The sequence below is a fragment of the Gemmata obscuriglobus genome, assembly GCF_008065095.1.
Taxonomy (GTDB): domain Bacteria; phylum Planctomycetota; class Planctomycetia; order Gemmatales; family Gemmataceae; genus Gemmata; species Gemmata obscuriglobus.
Genome location: NZ_CP042911.1, coordinates 7,174,488 through 7,199,731, shown reverse-complemented (window position 1 = coordinate 7,199,731; position 25,244 = coordinate 7,174,488). Strand labels below are relative to the sequence as shown.

The window sequence follows — 25,244 nt, the reverse complement described above, 5'->3', positions numbered from 1 at the left end:
CGCGGCAAGCGCCACCTGGAGCCGTCGAACCATCATGGTCTCGCCCGAACGACTGGAGTCGATGCAAAAGGGGTGGGTGCGGACGCTCGAGCGGTACCGCGTGGCCCCCGCGGACGCGTACCCGGCGTTCGACGTGCTGGCGGCGGCGTACAGCGGCCCCGAACGGTTCTACCACAACCTCGAACACCTGACCGAAATGTTCCGGGTGATCGAGCGGCTCTCTTCAACCATTGAAGACCCGAACGCGATGCAACTGGCGGTGTGGTTCCACGACGCCGTGTACGACTCACGTGCGAAGGACAACGAGCAGCGGAGCGGGGAACTGGCCGTCGATTTGCTCGGCCCCATCGGGGTGCCGGCGTCCACAATCGAGCGCGTCGTGCGCATGATCTGGGCCACGGCGCACGCCGCGGAGCCGCCGGGCGACCGCGACACCCGGGCGCTGCTCGACGCCGACCTCGCCATCCTGGGAGCGTCGGAAGCGCGCTACGCCCGGTACGCCGCGGCCATTCGCAACGAGTACGCCTGGGTGCCAGATGCCGAATACCGTGCCGGCCGCGTGAGCGTGCTGAACGGGTTCCTTGCGCGACCGCGAATTTACTACTCGGAGATTCTGTTCGCAGAGGGTGAGGAGCGGGCGCGGACGAACTTGCGTGCCGAGATGGATCGTTTGTCGGGGAAAACCCTCTAATGCGTGACGCCCGCTTCCACCACTTTCCGGAAGCGAGAGGGAGGAAACAACTTATGGATTTGAACCAGTTTACAGAGAAGGCTCAGCAGGCACTCGCCGGCGCCCAGAAGCTCGCGGCCCGGCTTAACCATCAACAAATTGACACCGAACACGCGCTGCTGTCGCTGCTCGATCAGGAGAAGGGGCTCGCTCCCGCGATCCTGACGAAGGCGGGCGTGTCCGTCGATGCGGTCACCGTCAAACTTCAGCGCGAGCTGGACCGTTTACCCAAGGTGACCGGCACGAACGCCGAACCGCGCCTGACGCAACGGCTCGTGAAGCTCATCGACGCCGCCGAGGCGGAAGCCAAGAAGCTCAAGGACGAGTACGTCTCGGTCGAGCACCTGTTGCTCGCCGCGACCGACGACACCGGCACCGCCGGCAAGACGCTCCGCGAGTTCGGGCTGACCCGCGACCGGCTGCTCTCCGCGCTGAAGGAGGTGCGCGGCAGCCAGCGCGTGACCTCGCAGAACCCCGAAGAGACGTACCAGTCGCTGGAGAAGTACGGCCGCGACCTGACGCAGTACGCACGCAACGGCAAGCTCGACCCCGTAATCGGCCGTGACGAGGAGATCCGCCGCGTCATGCAGGTGCTGTCGCGGCGCACGAAGAACAACCCCGTCCTCATCGGCGAGCCCGGGGTCGGCAAGACCGCCGTCGTGGAGGGGCTGGCGCAACGGATCGTGCGCGGCGACGTGCCGGAAGGGCTGAAGGACAAGCTCATCGTGGCGCTCGACATGGGCGCGCTGATCGCCGGGGCGAAGTACCGCGGCGAGTTCGAGGAGCGGCTCAAGGCCGTTCTGAAGGAAGTGACCTCGTCGGACGGGCGGATCATCCTGTTCATCGACGAGATGCACACCATCGTCGGCGCCGGCAAGGCCGAGGGGGCGATGGACGCCGGCAACCTGCTCAAACCGCTGCTGGCCCGCGGCGAGTTGCACTGCATCGGCGCGACGACGCTCGACGAGTACCGGCAGCACGTCGAGAAGGACGCGGCGCTGGAGCGGCGGTTTCAACCGGTGCAGGTGGGCGAGCCGTCGGTGGAGGACACCATCAGCATCCTCCGCGGGCTCAAGGAGCGGTACGAGGTTCACCACGGGGTGCGCATCAAGGACGGGGCGCTGGTGTCGGCGGCGGTCCTCTCGAGCCGCTACATCGCGGACCGGTTCCTGCCCGATAAGGCCATCGACCTCGTGGACGAGGCCGCGGCGAAGCTGCGCACCGAGATCGACTCGATGCCGACGGAGTTGGACGAGATCAGCCGCCGTGTGATGCAACTGGAGATCGAGCGCGAGGCGCTCAAGAAGGAGTCCGACCGCGCTTCGAAGGACCGGCTCGAAAAGCTCGAGCACGAACTCGGCAACCTGAAGGCCGATGCCGACGCGCTGAAAGCACGCTGGCAGGCCGAGAAGCAGGCCGTTCAACAGGTGCAGGCGGTGCGCGAGCAGATCGAGCAGGTGAAAGCCGAGATCGAAAAGGCGGAGCGGGCTTACGACCTCAATAAGGCGGCGGAACTGAAGTACGGGAAACTGCCAGCGCTGGAGAAGCAACTCGCCGCGGCCGAAGCGGCGTTCGCGCGGGACCGGGACAACAAGCTCATCAAGGAGGAGGTCGGCGAGGAGGAGGTCGCCGCCGTGGTGAGTCGGTGGACCGGCGTGCCGGTGTCGAAGTTGCTGGAGGGCGAGAAGGAGAAGCTCCTGCACCTAGAAGCCGAGTTGCACAAGCGCGTCATCGGCCAGGACGAGGCCGTCACGGCGGTCGGCGAGGCGGTCGTTCGCGCCCGTAGCGGGTTGAAGGATCCGAACCGGCCGATCGGCAGCTTCATCTTCCTTGGCCCCACCGGCGTGGGGAAGACCGAACTGGCCCGGGCGCTGGCGGAGTTCCTGTTCGACGACGAAAAGGCGATGATCCGCATCGATATGTCGGAGTACCAGGAGAAGCACACGGTGTCGCGGCTGGTCGGCGCGCCCCCGGGCTACGTCGGGTACGACGAGGGCGGGCAGCTCACGGAGGCGGTCCGCCGGCGGCCCTATAGCGTGGTGCTGTTCGACGAGATCGAGAAGGCGCACCCGGACGTGTTCAACACGCTGCTCCAGGTGCTCGACGACGGCCGGCTCACGGACGGTCAAGGCCGCACGGTGGACTTCAAGAACACCATCGTCATCATGACCTCGAACGTCGGCAGTCAGCGCATCCTGCAGTACAAGGGCACGCACATCGGCGAGGTGTACGACCGGATGCGGGCGGCGGTGATGGAGGAGCTGCGTAAGGGGTTCCGGCCCGAGTTTTTGAACCGGATCGACGAGATCATCGTGTTCCACGCGCTGACCGAGGCGGACCTGACGAAGATCATTGAGGTCCAGTTGGGGAACTTGCGGAAGCGGCTCGCGGAGCGGAAGATCGGGCTGGCGCTCACCGAGGGGGCGAAGGCCCACATGGTGCGCGTCGGGTACGACCCGGCCTACGGGGCGCGGCCGCTGAAGCGCACGATCCAGAAGGAGGTTGAAACGCCGCTCGCCCGGCTGCTCCTCAAGGGCGAGGTGGCCGACGGCGGCTCGGTGGCGGTCGATTACGACGCGGCGCACGACGCTTTGAGCTTCACCGCGACGCCGGGCGAACCGGTGGCATAAAGGACGAGCCGAGCAATCCGGGCCGGCAGCGATGCACGCTGTCGGCCCGGATTGCTCCGGGGGTTCACAGTTCGTTGGTAGGTGCGGTATGATGCGGTTCATGGAGGGACGACGATGGATGAACTGACACTTGAAAGCCTTGCTAGGCGCGTTGAGGCATTGGAACGGCAGCTTGCCATTCTCGCCGCTCAAAAGCAACCGCGGGTCAAGGACTGGCGGCGCGTGGTCGGGTTATCTGAGGAGAACGAGTTCACGCGGCTCATGCAGGCCGAGATCGAGGCGAATAGCGAAGCGGAACGGAGGGCCGCGCAAGAAGGTGCCCCCGAATGATCCTGCTCGACACTGATCACGTGACGGTTCTTCGGATGCCGCCCGGAAGTCGCCGCGAGCTTCTGGTCGCGCGGTTGGCGGGGGCGAGTGAAGAGATCGGTGTAGCGGTTGTGACCGTCGAAGAGCAGATGCGCGGGTGGCTGGCTGCCGTTGCCAAGGAGCGGCAGGTGCGCCGCCAAGTCGGTCCCTACCGCGAGCTGGCCGCACTATTCGATTTCTTTGCCGAGTTCACGATTGCGCCGTTTAGTGACGCCGCTGCCACAGTGTTCGAACAGCTCGGGAACATCCGCATTGGCACGATGGACAAAAAGATCGCGGCTATCGCGCGAGCGAACAACGCGCTCTTGCTGACCGCCAACCGACGAGACTTCGAGCAGATTCCGGGTCTTCAGTTCGCGAACTGGATGGACCCGCCGGTAGGCTGAATGCTTGAAACACCCTATACGCGGGACGCAATAGCACCGCGGCGCGAGGGAAGGACGCGGTCCGCCCTAGCGGTGTACGTCATGGGGGCCATCGGACGGAGAAGGCGCGGGGGTTACATCAGGGGTGGCTTGCCCAGACTACGGCGGATGGTCGAGAGCTGGCCGCAGTGCATGGCGAAGTGCATGGCCCCGAACAGCACGGCTTCGCCGTAGTTCGTTGCGAACGGCCCCGGGTTGGCCGGCGGGTTGGCGAGCGACTCCGGCGGTAGCGTGCCGAGCGCGCCGAGCAGTTGGTCCACGCACGCGTCGAGCAGGCGGAGCAGTTCAGCCTTATCGTCCAGTTCGGACTGGTCGTCCGCCGGCTTACGGGTCACGCTGTACTTCCCGATGAACGCTTCCGTCAAAAGCGGCAGCTCTATAGCGCCGAGGCGTTCGGCGGTGCGGCGGGCGGTGACCGCGAGGTGCCCGACGATCCACGCCGCGGAGTTCGCCCCCGCCACCGGCTGGCACGTGAACTCCGTGGCCGTGAGGTCGCCGGCCATCATGTGAACCATTTGCCGGCCCATCCGGTAGCCGCCGGCGAGTAGGTCGTTCGGAGACATCGGCGGACTCCGCGGGTGCTGCGTTGAGCGTGTGTCGGATAGCATAGCGTTCCGCCGGCAGGAGGGCGGCGCCAATGTCCGCGCGCCCCTGCCGGCGGTATAACCCCTCGTGGGCATGGAGCGCGACGATGACGCACGCCATTCGCGACCTTCCCCGGCTGCCGCGGCGCAACGCGGCCGGCCACAAGGGAACGTACGGTAAGGTTCTGGTGGTCGCCGGGAGCCGCGGCATGAGCGGCGCCGCGGTGCTGTGCGGCCGGGCCGCGCTCCGCGGGGGCGCCGGGCTCGTCCAGGTCGCGTGCCCGCAGAACGTTCAGGACGTGGTGGCCGGCGCGTACCCCGCGTACACCACCTACGGCATCCGCCAGCACGCGGACGGCACCTTCGGCGACGGCGCCGCAGAGGAAGTCGTTGAACTGGCTTCGGGGGCCGACGCGGTGGTGATCGGACCGGGGCTGGGGCGCGCGGAGCCGACCGTGCGGCTCGTGCTCCGGTTGCTCGCGGACCTGACCGCCCCCGTGGTGCTGGACGCCGACGGGCTGTTCGCGGTGTCACCGTTCGGCGAAGAGTTCGTACGCCGCACCGCACCACTGGTCCTGACCCCGCATCCCGGCGAGTTCGCGCGGCTCACCGGCAAAGCCGTTCCCGCGACGGACGCGGAGCGCGAGGAGCAGGCGATCGCGTCCGCGAACACCTTCGGCGGGGTGATGCTGCTGAAGGGGGCGGGGACCGTTGTGACCGACGGCACCCGCGTGTACCGGAACGCAACGGGCAACCCGGGGATGGGCACCGGCGGCACCGGCGACGTGCTTGCGGGGGTGATCGCGGCTCTCATCGGCCAGGGACTCAAGGCATTCGACGCGGCGGTGCTGGGCGCGTGGGTGCACGGGCGGGCCGGCGACCTCGGGGCCGCCGCCCTGGGCCAGACGGCACTGACCGCGCCCGACCTGCTCGACCATCTCCCGGCGGCGTTCAAAGAGTTGGAATCCCACTGGTAGGAGCGGATATGCGGTTAGTGTGCCCACAGTGCATGAGCAACGTGACCGTTCCCGACGACGCGGCCGGGAAGGAGGCGACCTGCCCGAACTGCGGGAAGTCGTTCCCGACCCCGTCGCGGTACACGGCGGCCGTGTCGGAGCCCCGTGCGGCGGCCGTTCCGACGGTGCCCCCCGGGCTGGCGCCGCCCATACCGGTGCTGCCGGTGATACCGCCGGTGCCGCCCGCGCCACCGGGGCTGGTTCCGCCGCCCACCGGCGGGTTCCTTCCGGGGCCGGACAGTACCGACGCGCCTGCCGGGTACACCAAGTCCCGCGGGATCACGATTTCGCCCACGGTCGTCGCGTGGCTCCCGGCGGCGCTGCTGACGGCGGTGCTGCTGCTCACGTTCCTCCCGTGGGTGGGCAGCTACGCGGGCGGCGGAGCGGTGTACTCGCAGCGCCCCTGGTGGGCGCTGCTCAGCGGCACGCCGAGCCGTGATTTCCGGCTGGAAGAGCGCTCCGGTATACCGAGCAACTGGCTGAACAAGACCAGCCGCGACTGGCTGTTGTTCCCGTTCTTCCTGTGCCTCTTGGTCGGGACCGGGGTGGCATGGGCCGAGCGCGTGATCAAGGTGTTGGGGCCGGGCGCGCCGCCCCCACTCGTCAAGCTGTGGCCGTGGCGCAACTCGATCGTGGCCGGCTGCGCGGCCGTTGCCCTGCTCTTCCTGCTCTGGCAGCTCGCCCACGGGTTCGGGATGGAGCGGGCGATCCAGCAGCAGATCGCCGAGGAGTTCGCCGAGAAACGGGCGGCCGCGGCCAACAGCCCCGCCGATCTCGCAAAGGTCGAGTACCAGGAGAAGCAAAAGTTCCGGGCGTTCGATGTCGAGTGGACGACATGGCTGTACCTCGCGCTGCTGTGCAACGTGCTGGCGGTCGGCGCGGTTGTGACCCGGGTCGCGCTGGACAGCCGCGGCAACAAGCCGCCGCCCAAGCTGTTGCTGCACTACTGATCGGATCAAGTCAAAAGTCGAAAGGCAAAATCAGCAGCTTACGACCGCTCGTTTTTGCCTTTCGACTTACTTCTCCTTCCAGCTCGCGGCCTCTTCGCCGTCGAGCCGCAGCGTCAAGCACTTCGCGCTGCCGCCGGCTTTGAGGAACTCGTCCAGTTCCACCTCGATCGACCGATAACCGGCGCGAGCCAGCTCTTCCGCCAGTCGCGGGCACCGGCTGTTGTGAACCACCGTTTTGCCCACCACCACCGCGTTGCACCCGAACCGGTGCGCCTCCTCCTCCACGACCGGAATGAGCTTCGGGACGTGCGTGCTCAGCACCCGCTGGCCGTAGGTGTCGAACGCATTCGGGAAGTAGAGCGCTTCGCCCGGGGCGAGCGGGCAGAAGCAGGTGTCGAGGTGATAGAACCGCGGGTTCACCAGCTCCAGCGGCAACACGCGAACGCCGAACTCCTTCCCGACCCACTGGTGCGCGCTGGCGTCCGATCGGGTCCGGTAACCGGCGAACAGGGTGTCGCCGCAGAAGAGCGCGTCGCCCGCCCCCTCGTGGTATGAGTTCTCGGGCAGGTGCTTTACCTCGAAGCCGTGCTCGCCGAGCCACGCGTCGAAGTGCGGCGACTCCTTCGCGCGGACCTCGTGCCGGAACCGGCTGCTCAGGAACGTGTTCCGAAACATCAGCCCGGCGTTCGCGGTGAACACGAGGTCCGGCAGCCCCGGTTGCGGGGTCATGGTTTCGACCTGCACGCCGAGCCCCTTCAGCGTGTCGTGGAGGGCGCGCCACTGACGGAACGCGAGTTCGCGGACGGCGCCGAGCGACCGGTTCATCCACGGGTTGATTTCGTACTCGATGCCGTAGTGGTCCGGCGGGCACATCAGGATGCGCGGCTGCGACATGGCTTCGCTTCCGTGGTTGCGTGAATGCGGCGTCTGTGCTCCATTTTACGGGCGCGGGGTGTCGGGGCGGGCCGGGCGCGACGCGCCTGGAATCGCTTGCGTCCGTTGCGTGCCTTGATGCCCGCGCGCCGCTCCCGTGATTGCGGAACGGCCGCGCCTGTGGTTCAGTGAGCGCCTTCCCACGAACCGAGGCGGACCGATGCAGGTGCTCAAACTCGCAACCGAACAGCCCGAGGCCGGGACCGACGTGACCCGGCTCTGGCTCGCACCCGGGCTCGCCCGGATCGCGGCCGTGTTCGGCAACGGCGTTCCGTTCAACGGGTCCGTGCTGTGCTGGGACACGAGCGCCGGCCGCGCCCTCTGGCGCGCCCCGCTTCAGGACGACGACGACACCTACCCTGACCCCGATTTCGACCGCGACGTGACCCGGTGCGCGTACACCGTTGCCCCCGAGCGGGACGACGCCGATGATGCGTCCGAGGGCGGGGTGGCGGTTTGTGACCTCGCGACCGGCGTCGCAGTGCGGCTCGGAAGCGACCACACGGCCCTGCCGGCGCTCACCTCGGACGGGCAATCCACGCTGGCCGTCGAGTTCGACATACGGAACCGGCGCGGGGTGCGTCGCTGGGAGGTGCCGGTGCCGCTCGCCCCCACCGATACACCGCTTGCACCCGTTCCCCGATGGCGCATCGATTTGCCCGTTCCGACCGGTCTCGCGCGGCACACGGATGAGACTCCGCAATCGCTCGCCGTGTCGCCAGACGGTGCCCGAATCGCGCTCGGCCGTACCGGCGGATCTGTGACCGTGTGGGGGCGATCGAACCGGCGCGAGGTGCTGTCGGTTCCGACCCTGAAGGGGATGAAGTATGTGCGGTTCGGTGTTCACCGGTTAGTGTTCTCCGACGACGGGGACCGGCTCGCCGCGGTCCGTGGGCGGTGGGCCGACAAGCGATACGGGTTCCAGGTCCACGTCTGGGCACTGTCCGATGGCACGCAACTGCGCGGGCCGAAGGAGAAGGCGAACGTGAACGGGGTCGCGTTCAGCCCGGACGGGCGCACCCTGCTCACGGCCCGCGAGGACGGCACCGTCGGCGAGTGGGACACCGCGACCTGGAAGCTGCGGCGCGAGATGGCGTGGAAGATCGGCAAGTTGTTCAGCGTCGCGTTCGCCCCCGACGGGCTGACCTGCGCGGCCGGCGGCGAGAAGGGGCGGGTGGTGGTGTGGGACGTGGACGTGTAGCCGCATGGTAAGCTGACCTCACAGGGGGACCGATGCGCGAGTTGCGACTCAAGGTGCCGAAGCGCGCAGACCTCAGTACGGTGCGCCGGCTCCAGTTCGTTGCCGGCGGCGCCGACCTCGTCATTTGGGTCGGTGAAGGCGGCACTGGAGGCGGCACGATGACGCTCCACGTTCACACCCTCTCAACCGGAACGACACGCGAACTCAACAACGACATACTCTGGGAGTCGATGGAGCCGGTCGTGTCTCCGGACGGCCGGTTCCTGGCCGCCGAGAACGTGTACCACAGCTCTCACATTTACGTCGAAGATCTCACGCGCCGGTCCGAAGACGGTTTCTACTTACCTGCTGTACCAGGGCCGGAGTTTGGGTTGAGCGAGATCGTGTTCACCCCGGACGGGTCCGAGTTGCTGGCGGTGCGGCACCTCTCCCAGCAGGGGCGAGTGACGCACACACGCGACCTGGCACGGTTCCCGCTGGGGCCGTACCGGGAACCGCCGCTCGGTTACGAGCAGAAGATCAACCCGCTGATCGAACTCCCATTTCAGATGCCGATCTATGACGTGGGGTGGCGCGACGAGATTCCCCTGCCGCCGGGGCGGTACGTCCATTCCGCCGCGATCTCGGCCGACGGACGGTTGTTCGCGGCCGGCGATGCCGGAGGGGGTGTTCTGGTGGTCGAACTCGCGCGCGCGGAAGTGCTCGCCTCGTTCCGCCGTACCTGGCCCGCACTTGCGGAGGAATCCGAACGAGTTGTCCGCCGGGTCGCGTTCGTCCCGGGCGGAGAGCGGGTGGTGTCGCGCGCCAGCGGGCGCCTGTTCGCGGACCCGCTCGGCGCCGCAAAGCCCTGGAAGACGGGTTCGGAACTGGCTCACGTGAACGACTTTGCTGTTCATCCGTCGGGGCGGCTCATCTGCGCGGTGTGTGCCGACGGGCGGGCGCGGTACCTCGACCCGGCGACCGGAACTGTGACCCAGACGTTCAAGTGGGCGAAAGGGGCACAGCAACTGTGCTCGGTCTGCTTCGCCCCGGACGGCCTGACCTGCGCGGCCGGCGGCACCGCCGGTCGGATCGTGCTCTGGGACGTGGACGCGTGAGGGTGTGGCGTGCGCGAGTACAAGCTGAAGAAGTGCAAGCGGGTTCACAGCGTCCACTTTACCCCCGACGGCGTGCGGCTCCTGGCGCTCGGGGGCGCCGAGGCGCGGATGGTGGACGCCGCCGTGTGGCTGAACCTCGCGACCGGGGACAGCGAGGGCCGCGTCGAGCGGTTCGTGACCTGCGCCGCCGTCGATCCGGGCCTGACCCGGTATGTGGTCGGCGGGCCGGACCATTTCGCACGTGGCGTCGCCGCGGTCGAGTGGACCGCGCTCGACCGGGCGGTCGAGTGGCGCCGGTTCGTGTGGCCCAAACGCACCCTGCCGCCGACGTACAAGAACGTGTCCGGGCTGGCGTTCGACCCGACGGGCTCGTGGCTGGCGATCGGGCACAGCCGGGTGATCGGTCCGCGGGGCGCGAACCGGTCCCGGCCGTTGCTCACGATCGTGGACCGCGACACCGGCGAAGCCGAGGCGGAACTGCCCACCGTCCGGGAGGCGTGCGTGCTGAGTTTCAGCGCCGACGGCGCGCGGCTGGCGGTCACCGGCGGGTTGGACGGCGACACCGCCGTAACGGTGTTCGACGTGGCGGCGCGAAAGGAGCTGTTCACGTTCGAGCCGAAGGGGACCGTAACGCGGTGCGCCGTGTTCCTCCCCGATGGCCGCTTGGCGGTCGCGAACGGACGATTCGTGTACGTGCTCCCGGCCGACCGCGCGACGCCGCAACTCACACTCGACGGTCACCCGAAGCAGGTGAACGCCGTGGCTGTTACCCAGGACGGCCGGCGGGTGCTGACGGCGTCGCACGACGGGCTCATTCGCACCTGGGACACCGAGCGCGGGGAACCCGGCGCGAGCTTCGACTGGCACATCGGCCCGGTGACGGCGCTGGCGTTCGCGCCCGACGGCCTGACGTGCGCCGCCGCCGCACTGAACGGTAAAGTGGTGGTCTGGGACATGGATGCGTGACCGGAATCGCGTGGCGCCCGGGCGGCGCGTGCCGCGGCGCCAACGGCCGGTTCGTGGCGGCAGAGTAAAGTCGGACCGGTCAGGAAAACGGCATTTCATCGTTCGACCTCGGCACCGATCGGGAACCGAACCTTGTTCGTCCGCCGCCGCTTCTCAACGCCATCGCTACAGACTGTAACCCCCGTTACACCTGATACACGTATCCGGTGGCAGTGTCGCTTTTGTTGACGAGCCGCGACCGCCGGGGAGCGGTGCCACGTATCCCGCTCCCCGGCGGTCGCGGCTCGTCAGAAAGCGACACCTACGGCGGGTCATGTACGAGACGCTTGCCCTCAATCGCAGCGCACAAGGCTGCTGTTCAGCCTGATCATCTCAACCCCGGTGACCGATCGATTCGGAACGTTCCGGACAATCGGTCGCAATTTCGTGTCAGCGGGGCGGGGAAACTGTGGTAGCTCGGCGGTAGTCCGTGGGTAGCGGAGCGACTTCTGGTGAGGTAGTCGGTAGCCGGTTGCCACTTGTTCGGACCTTATCGCGTTCCCGACACATCGCCTCACGGCGTCACTGAGTTCGCGCCGCCTGCCGCTCTTACGCCCTTCGTAAAGCCTTTAAATCTCAGCCTCACGGCGGTCCGACACATCTCAAGTTAACTTGCTACGACGCGAACCGCACACGACAAAGAATCGCGCCGCGACGTTAGGTAACGTGGATCGAACATCGGTCCGCGCGCCAAAAGCTTCCGCCCGGGGTGTTCGTTGGGGCCGAGCGCTTCGCGGTGCCTCCGGCGCGAACGCGAGCAGGCGCGGGAGCGCACCCCTACGGCTGATGGCACGGCTCTCGAATGTGGTGCCGCCTGCGACTCCCGCTTTGTCGCGGGGGGGGGGCGGGCTGACAATTTTGCCGTTCTGTCGAACAGCGCTCGCGCGAGAGGAACAAAAATCGTGGGCAACCGAACTCGGTTCGACCGAACGACTGCCAACCTTGGCGCCGGCGGTCACAATCGTGTCGAAAATGAGAAGGGCTGCGAGGGGTGAAAATGAACCCTCGTAGCCCTTCTCATTTTCATGGCATCCGTGATCGGTCGGTGTCTCCGGAACAAATCGGGCACAAATAATTACTGGGAAATCATTTGTGGCTGGTGCCGCTGCTGGAACGCAAATATGAGAGGAAAAGGAGTTGTGAAAGGTCGATGAGAGTGGTACGGTAACTTCTGTCGGGCCAAGTCAAGCGGTTTTGGTCGATACTCAGTCGCCTCTCACAAATTGCGGTCGCCACCAGTCTGGGCCACTCGCGCCCTGCGACCGAGACGGAAAGGTTTTGACGATGAAACGCGATCACCGTGCCCTGTCCGAGGTTCGTGAGCGGTCCCCGTTCGCCACCCCGCCGCACATCCTGGTCGTCGCGGACACCGCCGACATTGTTGAGGCCGTCGAACTGGCCGAAGCGCTGGACGAGTGCGGTGCGGACGCGGAGGTGCGCCTCACCGCCGACGCCGCGGCCGACTTCCACGGTGAGGCCGACGCCGTCATTTTCGCGGGCGCCGCGGGCGACTCCGGGGTGCTGCGTCACGGGGCCGTGCGGGTCGCGGTGACCGACGAGCGTGCTTCCGTCAGCGGCTACGATCTGGTGATAAACCGGCCGGTAAACCCGTCCGTGCTGATGCGCCGACTTGGGGAGCGTCTCCCGAGCGTGCGGCAATGACCCGTCGTCGTTGACGGCGGTCTCTTGCCCCGTTGGCCTCCGCCGCGGCCCGACCGGTGTTCCGATCGGGCCGCGGCGGAGGCCTTTTTCATGAGCGAGACGAGCCCACTCCGAGCCGGTGGCTGGGGCGTGTTCAACGTTCAACGGGCCGCGTTCACATCCCACACGCGGCGCGAGGTCGCGTGGGCCGCCCCGGACTTTTACGACCAGTTCGCGCCCGTCACGACGAGCTACGATGTCGTGACAGGCGCGGCCACGCGGTTGGTTCCAACTCAGCGGACGCACCCGGTCTCATCCTGGGGCGTCGGGTTCCATCTGTGCGAACGCAGATGGTAACCCGGCTTCAAACCCGGTCAGAATTTTCGGGTTATTCTGGGTAACCTTTATCGCGCCACAGTGTAAGGTATAACCTGACACATAAGCACTTTCGACGCCCGGACCATGATCCGGTCTATCCCCAAGTGCCGATGAACGAGGTCGGCCGCTGACGACCCGATGACGGCGAAGGCCTTGGCGACGGTTATCCATGGGAACTTCTGATGCCCCCGGGGTGCCCCCGGAGCACCTGCTGGTCGATGACTCGCCCACTCGTGAGGGCTCGCCCCGGCACGTTGTGGCGATCGGCGCGTCCGCCGGCGGCCTTGAAGCGCTCGAAGGGTTCTTCGATCACGCCCCGGTCGACACCGGGATGGCGTTCGTCGTCATCCAGCACCTGTCGCCGGATTACAAGAGCCTGATGGTGGAACTGCTCTCCCGGCACACGCGGATGCGGGTGCTGCGGGCCGAGCACGGGATGCCGCTGGAACCGGACTCGATCTACCTGATCCCCCCGAAGAACAACCTCACCATCCGCGGCGGCTGCCTCCAACTGACCGAGCAGGTGGCGCACAGCGGGATCCAACTGCCGATCGACCTGTTCTTCCGGTCGCTGGCGAGCGAGTACGGGGACCGGGCGGTCGGGGTGATCCTGTCGGGCACCGGCAGCGACGGGGCGCGGGGGGTGCGGGCGGTCAAGGAGGCGGGCGGGCTGGTGGCGGTTCAGGACGAGGCCCAGGCCCGGTTCGACGGGATGCCCCGGAGCGCCATCGCCACCGGGCTCGTCGATCTGGTGCTGCCGGTCGAGCAACTGCCCGCGGAACTGGTCAACCAACTGGAGCTGCGGGCCGCCAGCCCGCCGCCCCCGGCCGGCCCGGCGCTCGAAACGGACGACGCCGTCCTGCGCCAGATGTTCGACATCCTGAGCCAGCACGCGGGCATCGACTTCTCGCTGTACAAGCCGGCCACCGTCACCCGCCGGTTGGACCGGCGGATGAGCGCCAACCGGGTCGAGCGGTTCGCCGAGTACGTGCGGCTGCTCGAGCGCTCGCCGCAGGAGCGGGACGCGCTGTACCGCGAGCTGCTGATCGGGGTGACCCAGTTCTTCCGCGACCCCGCGGCGTTCGAGGTGCTCCAGGCGCGGGTGGTCCCGGAGATCTTCGCCGCGGCGCCGGCGGGGGAGACGGTTCGGGTGTGGGCCCCGGCGTGCTCGACCGGGGAGGAGGCGTACTCGCTGGCCGTCCTGTTGCGCGAGTACTGCGACGCCAACCAGATCCGCTGCCACGTCAAGATCTTCGCCACCGACGTGGACCGCGAGGCGGTCGCGTTCGCCGCCGCCGGGGTGTACCCGGCGGCCAGCGCCGCGCTCGTCGCGCCGGACCGGCTGGCCCGGTACTTCACCCCCACCAGCGGCGGGTACCAGGTCGGCCGGTCGATCCGCGAGATGGTCGTGTTCGCGTACCAGAACCTCGTCAAGGACCCGCCGTTCACCCGGATGTCCCTGGTCGTGTGCCGGAACCTGCTCATCTACCTGCAGCCGGTGCTCCAGCGGAAGGCGCTGGCGCTGCTGACGTACTCGCTGCGCCCGGGCGGGTTCCTGTTCCTCGGGGCCAGCGAGAACCCGGGGCACCTGGGGCACCAGTTCCAGACCGTCGACACCCGCTGGAAGGTGTACCGCGCGATCCAGAGCGGGCGCGGGTCGCTGACCGACATCCTCGCCCTGAGCCGCGCCCCCAGTACCGGCCCGCCCGCGACCCGGGCCCCGCGGCTGACCGGCGACGACGTGCTGCTGGACCGGGTCCACCAGGAACTGGTGCGGGCGCTCGAGCAGACGTGCTTCGTTGTGGACGCGGATTACCGGCTGCTGCACAGCTACGGGAACACGGCCGATGTGCTGACCGTCCCGCCCGGGCGGGCGACCCTCGACCTGCTCCGGATGGTCCCGGCGGAACTCGGGTCCGCGATCCGCACCGCCGTGCTCCGCGCCGCCAAGGACGGGCAGGAAACGGCCCAGCCGGTGACCCTCGGCGACGGCGCCCCCCGCGCCGCCCGGCTGCGGGTCCGTCAGTTGCCACCGGTGCCGGACCAGGACGCCCTGTTCCTGGTCCTCCTGGAGCCCGCGGGCGGCCCGTCGGGGGCGCCCGCCGGGGGCGGCGACGGCGACGCGGACCGGTTCCGGCACCTGGAGGCGGAGCTCCAGCAGACCCGGGAGAACCTCCAGGCCACCATCGAGGAGCTGGAAACCGCCAACGAGGAGCTCCAGGCCACGAACGAGGAAATGGTGGCGGCCAACGAGGAGCTCCAGAGCACCAACGAGGAGCTCCAGTCGGTCAACGAGGAGCTGCAGACGGTCAACGCCGAGTACCAGCAGAAGATCGACGAGCTGACGCAACTGAGCGACGACGTTGACAACCTGCTCCGGGTCACGGAGGTGGGCATCCTGTTCGTGGACGAGGGGCTGCGGATCCGCAAGTTCACGCCGGCGGTGTCGCGGGTGCTGAACGTGATCCCGGAGGACATCGGGCGCCCGCTCGACCACCTGTCCAGCGTGGTCCCCGGGCTCGACCTGGCGGGGCGCGCGCGGGCGGTGCTGGCCGGGGGCGACGCCGAGGCCGTCGAGGTGCAGGGGCCGGACGGGAAGCACCTGCGGGTGCGGTTCCTGCCGTACCTGGCGGACGGGCGGCTCCGCGGGGTGGTGGTGTACCTGCTGGACGTCACCGCGGACCGGCGCCGGGAGCTGCGGACGGTCGAGATCCTGAACTCGCACCCGGCCCACGTGGCCGTCCTCGACCGGGCCGGCACGATCCTCATGGTGAACCGGGCGTGGGAGCAGTTCGCGCGGGAGAACGGCGACCCGGACCTGACCCGCACCGGGGCCGGGACCAACTACCTGACCGCCTGCGGCCGCGGGGCCGACCCGGACGCGACGGCCGCCCGGGCCGGGATTCTGGGGGTCCTCGACCGGCGGCTGCCCGACTTCTACCTCGAGTACCAGTGCCACACCCCGGGCCGCCGCCAGTGGTTCATGATGCGCGTGTTCCCGACCGCGGAGCCGCCGGCCGGGGCCATCGTCTGGCACCTCGACATCACCGAGCGGCGGGAGGCCGAGGAGCGGCTCGCGACCGGGCGTCCGAACTCCAGTGAACCGACCGGCGGGCCAGAGTAGGGATATTAGCGGCGCGCCAGAAAGGGCCTCGCCCATGCAGACCGACCTGCGGCACCTCGCCGAGCAGCTCCTCCGGGACGGCACCGTCATGGCCCCGGACCTGAACGGCATCGACCTCGACGGGCTGGTGCACGAGCTGTACGTGTACCACGCCGAGCTGGTCGTTCAGAAGTCCGAGCTGGAGGCCGCGCAGGCGGAGGCCGAGCGGTCCCGCAACGAGTACGCGCAGCTCTTCCACTACGCCCCCGCGAGCATCCTGTTCCTGGACCGCCGCGGGGTGATCCGGGAGGCCAACCAAACAGCCGCACGGGCGCTCGGCGCCGACGCCGGGGCGGTCCGCGGCAAGCCGTTCACCGCGTTCCTGGCCGGGGGCGACCACGCCGCGTTCCACCGGCACCTGAGGTCGGTGCTGGGGGCCGGCCACCGGCGCGAGTTCCCGGCCCGGTGCGTGCGCCCCGGCGGGGGCGGGTTCCCGGCCGAGGTCGTGCTCGAGTGGTGGCCGATGAGCGCGCCGGGGGAGCCCCGCGCCGCGGCCGCGGTCCGGGACGTGAGCGACCGCGCGGCGGCCGAGGTCGCCCGCCGGGCCGCCGCGGAGGCCGAGCGCCGGGCGTGGGAGCAGACCCGGGCCACGCTCGACGCGCTGCCGGCCCAAATCGCCCTCCTGGACCCGGCCGGGGCGGTCGTCGCGGTGAACGCCGCGTGGCGCCGGGCCGCGGCCGCGCGCCCGGCCGCCGGGGACATCGGCGCCCCGTACCTGGACGTGCGCGCGGGGATCTGGGCCGGCACCCGGGCCGCCGACGAGCGGCACGTGGCCGACGGGCTGGGCGCGGTGCTCGCCGGGACGGCCGCCGAGTTCGTGTTCGAGTACCTGTACGGCACGCACGACGGGCCGCGCTGGTGCCGGCTGGTGGTCACCCCGGTCCGCGCGGACCGGGTGACCGGGGCGGCGGTCACGCACACCGACGTGACCGAGCGGAAGGCGGCCGAACAGGCGCTGCGGTTCCGGGAGCGGGCCATCACCAGCGCCGACCAGGGGTTCGTCATCTGCGACTTCCTGGCCCCCGACCGGCCGCTCATATACGTCAGCCCCGGGTTCGAGCGGATCACCGGGTGGGCGGCGGCCGACGTGACCGGCCGCAACTGCCGCTTCCTTCAGGGGCGGGACACGGACCGGGCCGCGGTGGACCGGCTGCGGGCCGCCCAGGCGGCCGGCGAGGCGTGCGCCATCGAGCTGCTGAACTACCGCCGGGACGGGACCGCGTTCTGGAACGGGCTGTCCGTTTCACCGGTCCGGGACGAGACCGGGCGGGTGACCCACTACGTCGGCGTGCTGAGCGACGTGACCGCCCGCCGCCTGCTCGACGAGCAGTCCCGGCAGGGGCAGAAGATGGAGGCGATCGGGCGGCTGGCCAGCGGCGTGGCGCACGACTTCAACAACCTGCTCACCGTCATCAACGGGTACACCGAGATCCTCCTGGCCGAGCTGCCCCCGGGCGGCCGGGCGCACCAACTGCTGCGCGAGGTGTGGAGCGCGGGCGAGCGGTCCGCGGGCCTCACCCGGCAGCTGCTGTCGTTCAGCCACAAGCAGGTGCTCCGGCCCCAGGACCTGGACCTCAACGCCGCGGTCGCGGGCGCCGAGTCGCTGCTGCGCCGGCTGATCGGCGAGGACATCCAACTGGTCACGCTGCCGGGGGCCGACGCGGGCGCCGCCCACGCCGACGCGGGCCAGCTCCAGCAGGTGCTGATGAACCTGTCGATCAACGCCCGCGACGCCATGCCCACGGGGGGCCAGCTGACCATCCGCACCGGCGCCTTCGACCTGGGCGCGGATCACCCCCGGGCGCGGCTCGGGGCGCCGCCCGGGCGGTACGCGACCCTGAGCGTCTCGGACACCGGGTGCGGCATGTCGGTCGAGGTGAAGGGGCACCTGTTCGAGCCGTTCTTCACGACCAAGGGCGTGGGGAAGGGGACCGGGCTGGGGCTGGCGACCGTGTTCGGGGTGGTTCAGAGCAGCGGCGGGTGGGTTCAGGTGGAGTCCGAGCCCGGGGCCGGCACGACCGTGTGCGTGTACCTGCCCCAGGTCGCCGCGCCGGCGCCGCCGCCCGAGCCGCCGCCTTCGACGCGACCGCCGCGCGGCGCGGAGACGATCCTCCTGGTCGAGGACGAGGACGGCGTCCGCGCGCTGAGCCGCTGCATCCTGACCGCCTGCGGGTACACGGTGCTCGAGGCGTGCGACGGGGCGGAGGCGCTCCGCCTCGCACGCGCCCAGGGGCCGTCGATCCAACTGGTGCTGACCGACGTGGTGATGCCGGGCCCGAGCGGGCGGGAGGTGGCCGAGGAGATCCGCGGGCGGCACCCGGCGACGAAGGTGCTGTTCGTTTCGGGCTACACCGACGACGCGGTCGTGACCCGGGGCGTGTTCCAGGACCAGATGCACTTCCTGCACAAGCCGTTCTCGCCGGACGCGCTGGCGCTCAAGGTGCGGGAGGTCCTGGACGCGCCGTGACGGCCGCCCCGCTCGCCCCGCGAAGCCGGCGAGCTCTCCCCCGGGCGCGGTGGCTCGTTCGCCCTTCGTCGGGGCCGCTACTCCGCGCGGGCCGCCGGCTTCAGCACCCCGAGCAGCAGCTTGTAGATGCCCGCGGGCGTGTCCGCGTCGCCGGACCGGAGCCGCAGGTACACGCTCTTGTCGTCCACGATCTTCAGCCGCCCCCGGCTCGCGGCCACGAACTGCTTCGCGCGCTCCGCGCTCCGGTAGGTGAACACGATGTCCTGGCCGTGCCGGTGGACGCTCGCCACCAGCCACTTCACGCACAGCAGCCGGACCTCCGTGGTGCGCAGGAGCCACTCCACCGGCTCCGGCGGCTCCCCGTAGCGGTCCCGGAGTTCCGTGCGGAAGTCGGCCAGTTTCGCCGGGTCGCGGAGCCGGGCGAGTCGCCGGTACACCTCGATGCGCAGCTTCTGCCCCTGCACGTAGTCGCGCGGCAGGTACGAGGGCCACGGCAGATCGACCACCACGTCCACCGCCACCTTCGGCGGCTGGTGCTTCAGCGCGCGGACCGCGTTCTCCAGGAGCTGGCAGTACAGCTCGTACCCGATGGCCGCGATGTGCCCGCTCTGCTCCCCCCCGAGGATGTTGCCCGCGCCGCGGATCTCCAGGTCGCGCATCGCGATCTTGAACCCCGCCCCCAGCTCGGTGAACTCCTCGATCGCCTTCAGGCGCCGCTGCGCGGTCGGGTTCAACAGCTTCAGCGGGTTCACGATGAAGTACGCGTACGCCCGGTGCTTCGACCGCCCCACCCGGCCCCGCAACTGGTGCAGGTCGGCCAGCCCGTAGGTGTCGGCCTCGTCGATGAAGATGGTGTTCGCGTTCGGGATGTCCAGCCCGCTCTCGATGATGGTGGTCGCGACCAGGATGTCGGCCTCCTTGCGGACGAACCGCACCATCGCCTTTTCGAGGTCGTGCGCGTCCATCTGCCCGTGCCCCACGGTCACCTTCGCCTCGGGCACGAGGATCTCGATCTTGGTGGCGACCTCGTAGATGTCCTGCACGCGGTTGTGGACGAAGTACACCTGCCCGCCGCGGTTCATCTCGCGGAGGATCGCGTTCCGCAACTGCTTGTCGTCCCACCGGGTGATGTGCGTCTCGACCGGCTGCCGGTCCGCGGGCGGGGTTTCGAGGTTGCTGATCTCGCGGATGCCCAGCAGCGACGCGTGCAGCGTGCGCGGGATCGGCGTGGCGGTCATCGTGAGCACGTCGACCGTCGCGCGGAGGTGCTTCAGCCGCTCCTTGTGCTCCACCCCGAACCGCTGCTCCTCGTCGATCACCACGAGGCCCAGGTCCTTGAACGTCACGTCCTTCGAGAGCAGCCGGTGCGTGCCGACGATCACGTCCACCTCGCCGGCCGCGAGCTTCTTGAGCGTCTCCTTCTGCTTCGCGCCGCTCTTGAACCGGTTCACCGCGTCCACCATGAAGGGGTACTCGGCGAACCGCTGGGTGAACGTGCGGAAGTGCTGCTCCGCCAGCACCGTCGTGGGCACCAGGACGGCGACCTGCTTGCCGCTGTCCACGGCCTTGAACGCGGCGCGGATCGCCACCTCGGTTTTGCCGTAGCCGACGTCGCCGCAGATGAGCCGGTCCATCGGCTTGGTCTTCTCGAGGTCCCCCTTCACCTCGGCGATCGCGGAGAGCTGGTCGGGCGTTTCCTGGTACGGGAACGCCGCCTCGAACTCCTTCTGCCAGTCCGAGTCCGGGGGGAACTGGTGCCCGGGAACGGCCTGGCGCAGCGCCTGGATGTTGATCATCTCGGCCGCCATGTCGCGGACCGCCTCGGACACCTTCTCCTTCTTGCGGCTCCACGCGGCGCCGCCGGGCTTGCTCAGTTGCGGCTCGGCCTGCGACCCGCCGACGTACTTCTGGACGAGGTCGATCCGGGTCGCCGGCACATACAGGAAGATGCCGTCCCGGAACTCCAGGACGAGGTGCTCCTCCTCGGCGGCGGGGTTCGCCGGCCGCTCGTCGGGGAACAGCGAATCCTCGCCCGTGTCCTGTACGCCGCTCGCCTTATCCAGCATCCGCATCCCGCGGAACCGGGCGATCCCGTGGGCCACGTGAACGACGTAGTCGCCGTCGTTGAGGTCGAGGAACGAGTCGATCGCGCGCGACTCGATCGTGCGGCTGGACTTGGCCTGCGCCTTTGTCCCGGGCGGGAGCAGGTCCTTGTGGAAGATCTCGTGGCTGCCCAGGACGATGACGCCGCTCTCCACGAGCCGGAACCCGCTGCGCACGTGCCCGGTGACGAGCCGCAGCCGGTGCGACTCCGCGAGCTTGCCCGCCTTCAGCACCTCCGTGAGCCGGTGCACCTCGGCCTCGCTCTGGCAGGCGACGAGCACGCGGGCGGTCGCGTTGTGCGCGATCGAATCCAACTCGTCCCGCACCCGGTGGACGCTCCCGCTGAACCGGTTCACCGACTCGACCCGCAGGTGAACGGACGCCTCCACGCTCGGCCGCGGCAGCGCGGACAGCACCACGCTGGGGAGCTTCATCAGGCCCGCGAACGCCTGCTCGGTGGTGTGCAGCCCGTCGGTGGTGGAGACGCGCTCGTGAAAGTGCTTGGCCTGCTCGCGCAGGTCGCGCGGCTCGATCAGCACGACCCACGAGTCGGGCGGGAGGTAATCCGCGAGGTGGCCCTTCGCCGGCCGCGCGCCGGCCGTCCCCTGGTCGGTCGGCAGGAGCGTGACCCGGTCCTTCTTCTCCAGGCTCCGCTGCGAGCCGGCCGCGAACGTGCGCAGGCCCTCCACCTCGTCGCCGAAGAACTCGAGCCGGAACGGGTCCGGGGAGTCGGGCGGGAAGATGTCGCAGATGCCCCCGCGGCGGCTGAACTCGCCCGGGAACTCGACCGCGTCCACGCGCTTGTAGCCGTTCGCGACGAGCCACTCGGCGAGCTCGCTCGGCTCGACGATGTCGCCGGCGGCGAGCGTGCGGCCGCGGGCCGCGAGGTCGGCGCGCTCGGGCACCGGCTGGCACACGGCGCTGATCCCGCACACCACCACCTTCGGCGGCCCCTCGGCCCCGCCCGCTCTCTGGAGCTGCTGGAGGAGGCGCAGGCGCGACGTGGTGACCGGGTCGAGCTTCCCCCGGTTGGAGGACACCGGCCACGACTCCCACATCTCGAACACGGCCGGGCGCGTGCCCAGGAACGAGGCCATGTCCTCGGCCCACGGCTCGACCTCGACGGGGTGCGGCACCACCACCAGGAGCGTGCCCCGCACTTCGGCCGCCAGGGCCGCGGCCGCGAGCGCCGCGGACGACCCCCAGGCCCCGTCGACGGTCCCGCTGCGCCCGGCGGCGAGGGCGGCGCGCATCTCCGTCCAGCCCTCAGTCCGGTGCAACAAGGAGGGCAGGGCGCGCAAATCCGCGTCCGCCGGCACCGCCAGAGCCGCCGTCGTCATGAGAGGTCCCTCCAACCGCCCATTCTACTAATGTCCGCCAGGGGGGGGGTACCAGCCCGATGCGCACAACCGTTTCCTTCGGCACAACACGCGCTGTGGCGCAAGCGGTGAATCACAAGGAAGTTGCGAACGGAATTCGCCTTTTCCGCCGCGATCGAGGGCGAATTGACGAGCGGAAATGTTGATTAAAAGCGCGCGAAATGGTTGCCGTAGTCTCCTTTTGATCGCATAAAGACGCGACCGATGTTAGCCGAGTCCACCCGAATTCGCCCCGCTTTCGCGCTCACTCTCGTTTAGCGCGCCTCGGCCGGAGTGCCGATTAACAGGGAAGGAGCCACCACCGCCGCACCTCGCACGTGCCCCCCGCTCCTCATCTTGACGCCGCACCCCACGAACACGGAGGATCCTCCCGCGATGATTCCATTGTCCCGTTACCTCGGCCGCCTGTTCCGCGCAGAGCCCCACGGGAGCGACCGGCTCGCGCTGCGAGCCGCCCCCGCGGTGGTGTGCAAGCCCGAACCGGCGCTGAAGGGGGAGGAGCTGTTCCGCTCGTTCGGCACCGGCGACACGCGGTCCTACGCGCTGAAGGGCGTGTCGGCCGACTTCCGCCCGGGCGAGCTGAACCTCCTCATGGGACCGTCCGGGAGCGGGAAGTCCACCCTGTTGGCGGTGCTGTCGGGGCTGCTGCGCCCGGACGCCGGGGCGGTCGGCGCGCTGGGCCGGAGCGTGTGGCAGATGGGCGAGGACGAGATGGAGCGGTTCCGGCTCCGGCACTGCTCGTACATCTTCCAGGGGTACAACCTGTTCCCCGCGCTCACCGCCCGCGAGCAGCTCGAGATCGTCCTCAAGTGGGGCGAGGGGTGCTCGGCCCGCGAGGCCCGCGACCGCGCCGACCGCGTGCTCGGGCAGCTCGGGCTGTCCCGGAAAGCGCACCTGCGGCCGGCGGAGATGTCGGGCGGGGAGAAGCAGCGGGTCGCGATCGGCCGCGCGCTGGTCAAGAACCCCGCGCTCGTGTTCGCCGACGAGCCCACCAGCGCGCTGGACTGGGAGAACGGCCAGCAGGTCATTAACCTGCTCACCGAGACGGCCCGCGAGCGCGGCGCGATGGTGCTCGTCGTCACGCACGACCCGCGCCTCACCTCCTACGCCGACCGCGTGTTCGAACTGGCCGACGGGCAGCTCGAGTCGGAAGCGGCGCCCGCCGCGAGCGGGTCGGGGCTGCCGCGCGAGTACGAACACCTCCCCCTCGCCGGGCACGGCCCCCGCGTCCGCCTTTACAACCCGGACCACTGACGGCCGGCTCGCGCGGCGTGACGGCCGTAGCCGACCGCAATTGCGCCGACGCGGCCCACCAAGCGTCGGTTTCACAGGGGGGCGGCGCTCGAAAGAAATCGGGCACCTTCGCGCGCCTCGTTGAGGTCACGCCACGGTTTGTGCTGTGGCACCCTCTGATTTGTGGCAGAGTGTATCTCGTTTGCGGAACGAGGAGCCCGGCCGTTCGGCGAAGAACCGTGGGAGCCGGTCGTCTTGGCTCAGCACGGCGGCCCGCAGTTGCAGGATCGATTCGGCACCGTCGGGCCGGGTCCAATGCTTCTGTGTGCTCTTCACCCGGGCGTTGATCTCGCCCACCAGTGACTCGACCAAGCTACTCGTCGTCGGTAGCCCGTTGCGCCGGTATCGCGGGTACGCCATGCGATCCCGATTGTTCCCCAAGTAGGTCCGCGCGTGCGCCACCACCCGGCGCGGGTCCCGGCGCTCCTCGGCCGTCGCCGCCTCACCCGGTGGGGGCTCACCCAGCCGCGCCTGCCACTGATCCAGTTCGGTGAGCACTTCTCCAACGCGACCCTGCCAGCACGCGCGCATCCAGGCCACGTATTGGGACCAACCCGACGCCTCATCGGGGCTCACGGCCGCGGCCGACGAGAACACGTAACACACCGCGTGCAGGAAATCCACGATCGGCTCGAACGCACCAAAGTACCCGCGCCAGATGGTCCAGTTGTACGCCTGACCGTCGGCTACGAACGCCCGACGCGGGGCCTCATAGAAGCGCCGCTCCTGGGCCTCGGCGGCCATCATCGGGCCGAACGCGGTACTCCCCTCCAGGCTCGCCACGCACGTCCGCACCAACCGCGTCGGGGACCACCGCTCGGCCCCTTCGGGTTCCCCGGCCGGCACCGGGGGCGTCGATTCGTCCACGGTTTCCGGGGGCGCGACCTCGCCCGCCGGGCCCTTCATCTGCTGCACCAGGCGCCGCACCCGGCGCGGGCAGCGGAACGACTCGGGCGGCTCGGGGCACGGGTCCGTGGCGAACGTGGGGCCACTCAGGGTGGCCAGGCACGCCACCTTGTCCTCCTTGTTCTGGGCCTCGTGAACACCCGGGCCGGCGCCCGCGGCGCGGGTGCGGATGCGCCCCCCATCGACCTCGACCACCACGGCCACGGGCACCACCGCGGTCCGCGGCTCTAACTGGCGGCGCCGGTGCTCGACCGCCTTCCGATCGCGCCGCGCGATCAACTCGTGCCCGACCTCGTGAGCCAGTCGGCGCACCTGGTTGTCGCTGATCGTGACCCCGGTCATCCGCACCGCCTCGGCGGCATCCCGGAACGAGGAGAACCGGGCGGCGGCCGTGACGATGCGTTGAACGACCGAGGAACTGTACCCGTGCTCATCCAGCCCGAGGGCCAGCCGCAGGGGGGAAAAAGTCCCGCCGGCAGGCGGGACAATGGGCGATCCGTTCGGCCTGTTGAACCGTGGCCCCTTGGGCCGCCAGGGTGCGGGTGTGTGGTCGGGTCGGGCACGGCTCGCCACACACCGGACACGGAACCTGTTCGGGCACCTTCCGGGCCTGCTGGTGGAGCATCTGCTGGAGGGCACCTTCGGTGAGCCCTTGTGCCGCCGCGGTGGCGATCTGCTCCATCGTCCGGAAGTCCACGTCCAATCCCGGCCCGTCGTCCCCGAACGCCCGCTTGGAAACGATTTTGCCCCACTCCGCCGCCAGTGCTCGAAGGCGGTCGAGTTCCTCGGCCGTGAAACGCGGTGTGCTCATGACTCGCCCCGCACGAGAGTTGCGGCGAAATCGCCCCGCGCTTTTCCTATCCCGTGCCCCGAGGACCGCAAGGCCTACTGCAAACCGTGGCGTGACCTCCGCCTCGTTTTTGCGCCGCAACCGAGCTACCAATCGCTCATCGGGCAAATTACAAGCTCCTCTT

The 25,244-nt window shown here is 69.3% G+C and carries 19 protein-coding genes; 14 read left to right on the top strand and 5 right to left on the bottom strand.

Annotation, left to right across the window (positions count from 1 at the left end; translation table 11 throughout):
* The first annotated feature begins 34 nt into the window (after positions 1 to 34).
* The 4 genes from GobsT_RS29710 (at position 35) to GobsT_RS29695 (ending at position 4,115) form a co-directional block, all read left to right on the top strand.
* The gene (locus GobsT_RS29710) at positions 35 to 691 is read left to right on the top strand and encodes an HD domain-containing protein (protein ID WP_010042160.1); all 657 of its coding nucleotides are present in this window, start codon (positions 35 to 37) and stop codon (positions 689 to 691) included.
* A 53-nt stretch (positions 692 to 744) separates the two neighbouring features.
* Positions 745 to 3,360, top strand: a complete 2,616-nt coding sequence (clpB, locus tag GobsT_RS29705) for an ATP-dependent chaperone ClpB (protein WP_010042158.1) — start codon at positions 745 to 747, stop codon at positions 3,358 to 3,360.
* A 114-nt stretch (positions 3,361 to 3,474) separates the two neighbouring features.
* A complete protein-coding gene (locus GobsT_RS29700) occupies positions 3,475 to 3,690 on the top strand; it encodes a hypothetical protein (protein WP_010042153.1) in 216 nt (71 codons plus the stop codon).
* On the top strand, positions 3,687 to 4,115 hold the full coding sequence (locus tag GobsT_RS29695) for a type II toxin-antitoxin system VapC family toxin (RefSeq protein WP_010042151.1): 429 nt from the start codon (positions 3,687 to 3,689) through the stop codon (positions 4,113 to 4,115). The genes GobsT_RS29700 and GobsT_RS29695 overlap by 4 nt, the downstream gene beginning before the upstream one ends.
* Positions 4,116 to 4,228: 113 nt before the next feature.
* Here the strand turns inward: GobsT_RS29695 and GobsT_RS29690 are convergent, their stop codons facing one another.
* On the bottom strand, positions 4,229 to 4,717 hold the full coding sequence (locus tag GobsT_RS29690) for a DinB family protein (protein WP_010042149.1): 489 nt from the start codon (positions 4,715 to 4,717) through the stop codon (positions 4,229 to 4,231).
* A gap of 128 nt (positions 4,718 to 4,845) precedes the next feature.
* Here GobsT_RS29690 and GobsT_RS29685 point away from each other — a divergent pair, with 128 nt between their 5' ends.
* The gene (locus tag GobsT_RS29685) at positions 4,846 to 5,715 is read left to right on the top strand and encodes an NAD(P)H-hydrate dehydratase (RefSeq protein WP_010042147.1); all 870 of its coding nucleotides are present in this window, start codon (positions 4,846 to 4,848) and stop codon (positions 5,713 to 5,715) included.
* 8 nt (positions 5,716 to 5,723) lie between these two features.
* On the top strand, positions 5,724 to 6,704 hold the full coding sequence (locus GobsT_RS29680) for a zinc ribbon domain-containing protein (protein ID WP_010042145.1): 981 nt from the start codon (positions 5,724 to 5,726) through the stop codon (positions 6,702 to 6,704).
* Positions 6,705 to 6,770: 66 nt separating this feature from the next.
* Here GobsT_RS29680 and GobsT_RS29675 read toward each other — a convergent pair whose 3' ends face one another.
* Positions 6,771 to 7,598 carry a dimethylarginine dimethylaminohydrolase family protein gene (locus GobsT_RS29675; RefSeq protein WP_010042141.1) on the bottom strand — a complete coding sequence of 276 codons (828 nt, stop codon included), beginning with the start codon at positions 7,596 to 7,598 and terminating at the stop codon, positions 6,771 to 6,773.
* 199 nt (positions 7,599 to 7,797) lie between these two features.
* Here GobsT_RS29675 and GobsT_RS29670 point away from each other — a divergent pair, with 199 nt between their 5' ends.
* The 7 genes from GobsT_RS29670 (at position 7,798) to GobsT_RS29640 (ending at position 18,589) form a co-directional block, all read left to right on the top strand.
* Positions 7,798 to 8,838, top strand: coding sequence for a WD40 repeat domain-containing protein (locus tag GobsT_RS29670; protein ID WP_010042139.1), 1,041 nt, complete (start codon positions 7,798 to 7,800; stop codon positions 8,836 to 8,838).
* A 32-nt stretch (positions 8,839 to 8,870) separates the two neighbouring features.
* Positions 8,871 to 9,935 carry a WD40 repeat domain-containing protein gene (locus GobsT_RS29665; protein WP_010042137.1) on the top strand — a complete coding sequence of 355 codons (1,065 nt, stop codon included), beginning with the start codon at positions 8,871 to 8,873 and terminating at the stop codon, positions 9,933 to 9,935.
* Between the two features lie 9 nt (positions 9,936 to 9,944).
* Positions 9,945 to 10,901: a WD40 repeat domain-containing protein gene (locus tag GobsT_RS29660; RefSeq protein ID WP_010042135.1), complete on the top strand. Its 957-nt coding sequence runs from the start codon at positions 9,945 to 9,947 to the stop codon at positions 10,899 to 10,901.
* 1,323 nt (positions 10,902 to 12,224) lie between these two features.
* The gene (locus GobsT_RS29655) at positions 12,225 to 12,602 is read left to right on the top strand and encodes a hypothetical protein (protein ID WP_010043502.1); all 378 of its coding nucleotides are present in this window, start codon (positions 12,225 to 12,227) and stop codon (positions 12,600 to 12,602) included.
* A 90-nt stretch (positions 12,603 to 12,692) separates the two neighbouring features.
* Positions 12,693 to 12,938: a hypothetical protein gene (locus GobsT_RS29650; RefSeq protein WP_109570781.1), complete on the top strand. Its 246-nt coding sequence runs from the start codon at positions 12,693 to 12,695 to the stop codon at positions 12,936 to 12,938.
* Positions 12,939 to 13,128: 190 nt separating this feature from the next.
* Positions 13,129 to 16,083: a chemotaxis protein CheB gene (locus tag GobsT_RS29645; RefSeq protein WP_081471762.1), complete on the top strand. Its 2,955-nt coding sequence runs from the start codon at positions 13,129 to 13,131 to the stop codon at positions 16,081 to 16,083.
* 34 nt (positions 16,084 to 16,117) lie between these two features.
* Complete coding sequence (locus GobsT_RS29640) at positions 16,118 to 18,589, top strand: PAS domain S-box protein (RefSeq protein WP_010043508.1); 2,472 nt, start codon at positions 16,118 to 16,120, stop codon at positions 18,587 to 18,589.
* 77 nt (positions 18,590 to 18,666) lie between these two features.
* Here the strand turns inward: GobsT_RS29640 and mfd are convergent, their stop codons facing one another.
* Entirely contained in the window at positions 18,667 to 22,032 is a 3,366-nt protein-coding gene (mfd, locus tag GobsT_RS29635; RefSeq protein ID WP_010043511.1) for a transcription-repair coupling factor, read from the bottom strand.
* Positions 22,033 to 22,446: 414 nt separating this feature from the next.
* On the opposite strand from mfd, the gene GobsT_RS29630 reads away from it, so the two are divergent.
* Positions 22,447 to 23,325 (top strand): ABC transporter ATP-binding protein, encoded by an 879-nt coding sequence (locus GobsT_RS29630; RefSeq protein WP_010043513.1) that lies wholly within the window; start codon positions 22,447 to 22,449, stop codon positions 23,323 to 23,325.
* Between the two features lie 126 nt (positions 23,326 to 23,451).
* Here the strand turns inward: GobsT_RS29630 and GobsT_RS29625 are convergent, their stop codons facing one another.
* Both GobsT_RS29625 and GobsT_RS29620 read right to left on the bottom strand, forming a co-directional pair.
* The gene (locus GobsT_RS29625; protein ID WP_010035719.1) at positions 23,452 to 24,612 is read right to left on the bottom strand and encodes a hypothetical protein; all 1,161 of its coding nucleotides are present in this window, start codon (positions 24,610 to 24,612) and stop codon (positions 23,452 to 23,454) included.
* An 88-nt stretch (positions 24,613 to 24,700) separates the two neighbouring features.
* A complete protein-coding gene (locus GobsT_RS29620) occupies positions 24,701 to 25,081 on the bottom strand; it encodes a hypothetical protein (protein WP_010035721.1) in 381 nt (126 codons plus the stop codon).
* Positions 25,082 to 25,244: the final 163 nt, after the last annotated feature.

What these genes read in the sequence shown, in the direction of transcription:
- GobsT_RS29710 (WP_010042160.1), top strand. Translation starts at nt 35, where the DNA reads ATGGTCTCGCCCGAACGACTGGAGTCGATGCAAAAGGGGTGGGTGCGG.
- clpB (WP_010042158.1), top strand. Translation starts at nt 745, where the DNA reads ATGGATTTGAACCAGTTTACAGAGAAGGCTCAGCAGGCACTCGCCGGC.
- GobsT_RS29700 (WP_010042153.1), top strand. Translation starts at nt 3,475, where the DNA reads ATGGATGAACTGACACTTGAAAGCCTTGCTAGGCGCGTTGAGGCATTG.
- GobsT_RS29695 (WP_010042151.1), top strand. Translation starts at nt 3,687, where the DNA reads ATGATCCTGCTCGACACTGATCACGTGACGGTTCTTCGGATGCCGCCC.
- GobsT_RS29690 (WP_010042149.1), bottom strand. Translation starts at nt 4,717, where the DNA reads ATGTCTCCGAACGACCTACTCGCCGGCGGCTACCGGATGGGCCGGCAA.
- GobsT_RS29685 (WP_010042147.1), top strand. Translation starts at nt 4,846, where the DNA reads ATGACGCACGCCATTCGCGACCTTCCCCGGCTGCCGCGGCGCAACGCG.
- GobsT_RS29680 (WP_010042145.1), top strand. Translation starts at nt 5,724, where the DNA reads ATGCGGTTAGTGTGCCCACAGTGCATGAGCAACGTGACCGTTCCCGAC.
- GobsT_RS29675 (WP_010042141.1), bottom strand. Translation starts at nt 7,598, where the DNA reads ATGTCGCAGCCGCGCATCCTGATGTGCCCGCCGGACCACTACGGCATC.
- GobsT_RS29670 (WP_010042139.1), top strand. Translation starts at nt 7,798, where the DNA reads ATGCAGGTGCTCAAACTCGCAACCGAACAGCCCGAGGCCGGGACCGAC.
- GobsT_RS29665 (WP_010042137.1), top strand. Translation starts at nt 8,871, where the DNA reads ATGCGCGAGTTGCGACTCAAGGTGCCGAAGCGCGCAGACCTCAGTACG.
- GobsT_RS29655 (WP_010043502.1), top strand. Translation starts at nt 12,225, where the DNA reads ATGAAACGCGATCACCGTGCCCTGTCCGAGGTTCGTGAGCGGTCCCCG.
- GobsT_RS29650 (WP_109570781.1), top strand. Translation starts at nt 12,693, where the DNA reads ATGAGCGAGACGAGCCCACTCCGAGCCGGTGGCTGGGGCGTGTTCAAC.
- GobsT_RS29645 (WP_081471762.1), top strand. Translation starts at nt 13,129, where the DNA reads ATGGGAACTTCTGATGCCCCCGGGGTGCCCCCGGAGCACCTGCTGGTC.
- GobsT_RS29640 (WP_010043508.1), top strand. Translation starts at nt 16,118, where the DNA reads ATGCAGACCGACCTGCGGCACCTCGCCGAGCAGCTCCTCCGGGACGGC.
- mfd (WP_010043511.1), bottom strand. Translation starts at nt 22,032, where the DNA reads ATGACGACGGCGGCTCTGGCGGTGCCGGCGGACGCGGATTTGCGCGCC.
- GobsT_RS29630 (WP_010043513.1), top strand. Translation starts at nt 22,447, where the DNA reads ATGATTCCATTGTCCCGTTACCTCGGCCGCCTGTTCCGCGCAGAGCCC.
- GobsT_RS29625 (WP_010035719.1), bottom strand. Translation starts at nt 24,612, where the DNA reads ATGACCGGGGTCACGATCAGCGACAACCAGGTGCGCCGACTGGCTCAC.
- GobsT_RS29620 (WP_010035721.1), bottom strand. Translation starts at nt 25,081, where the DNA reads ATGAGCACACCGCGTTTCACGGCCGAGGAACTCGACCGCCTTCGAGCA.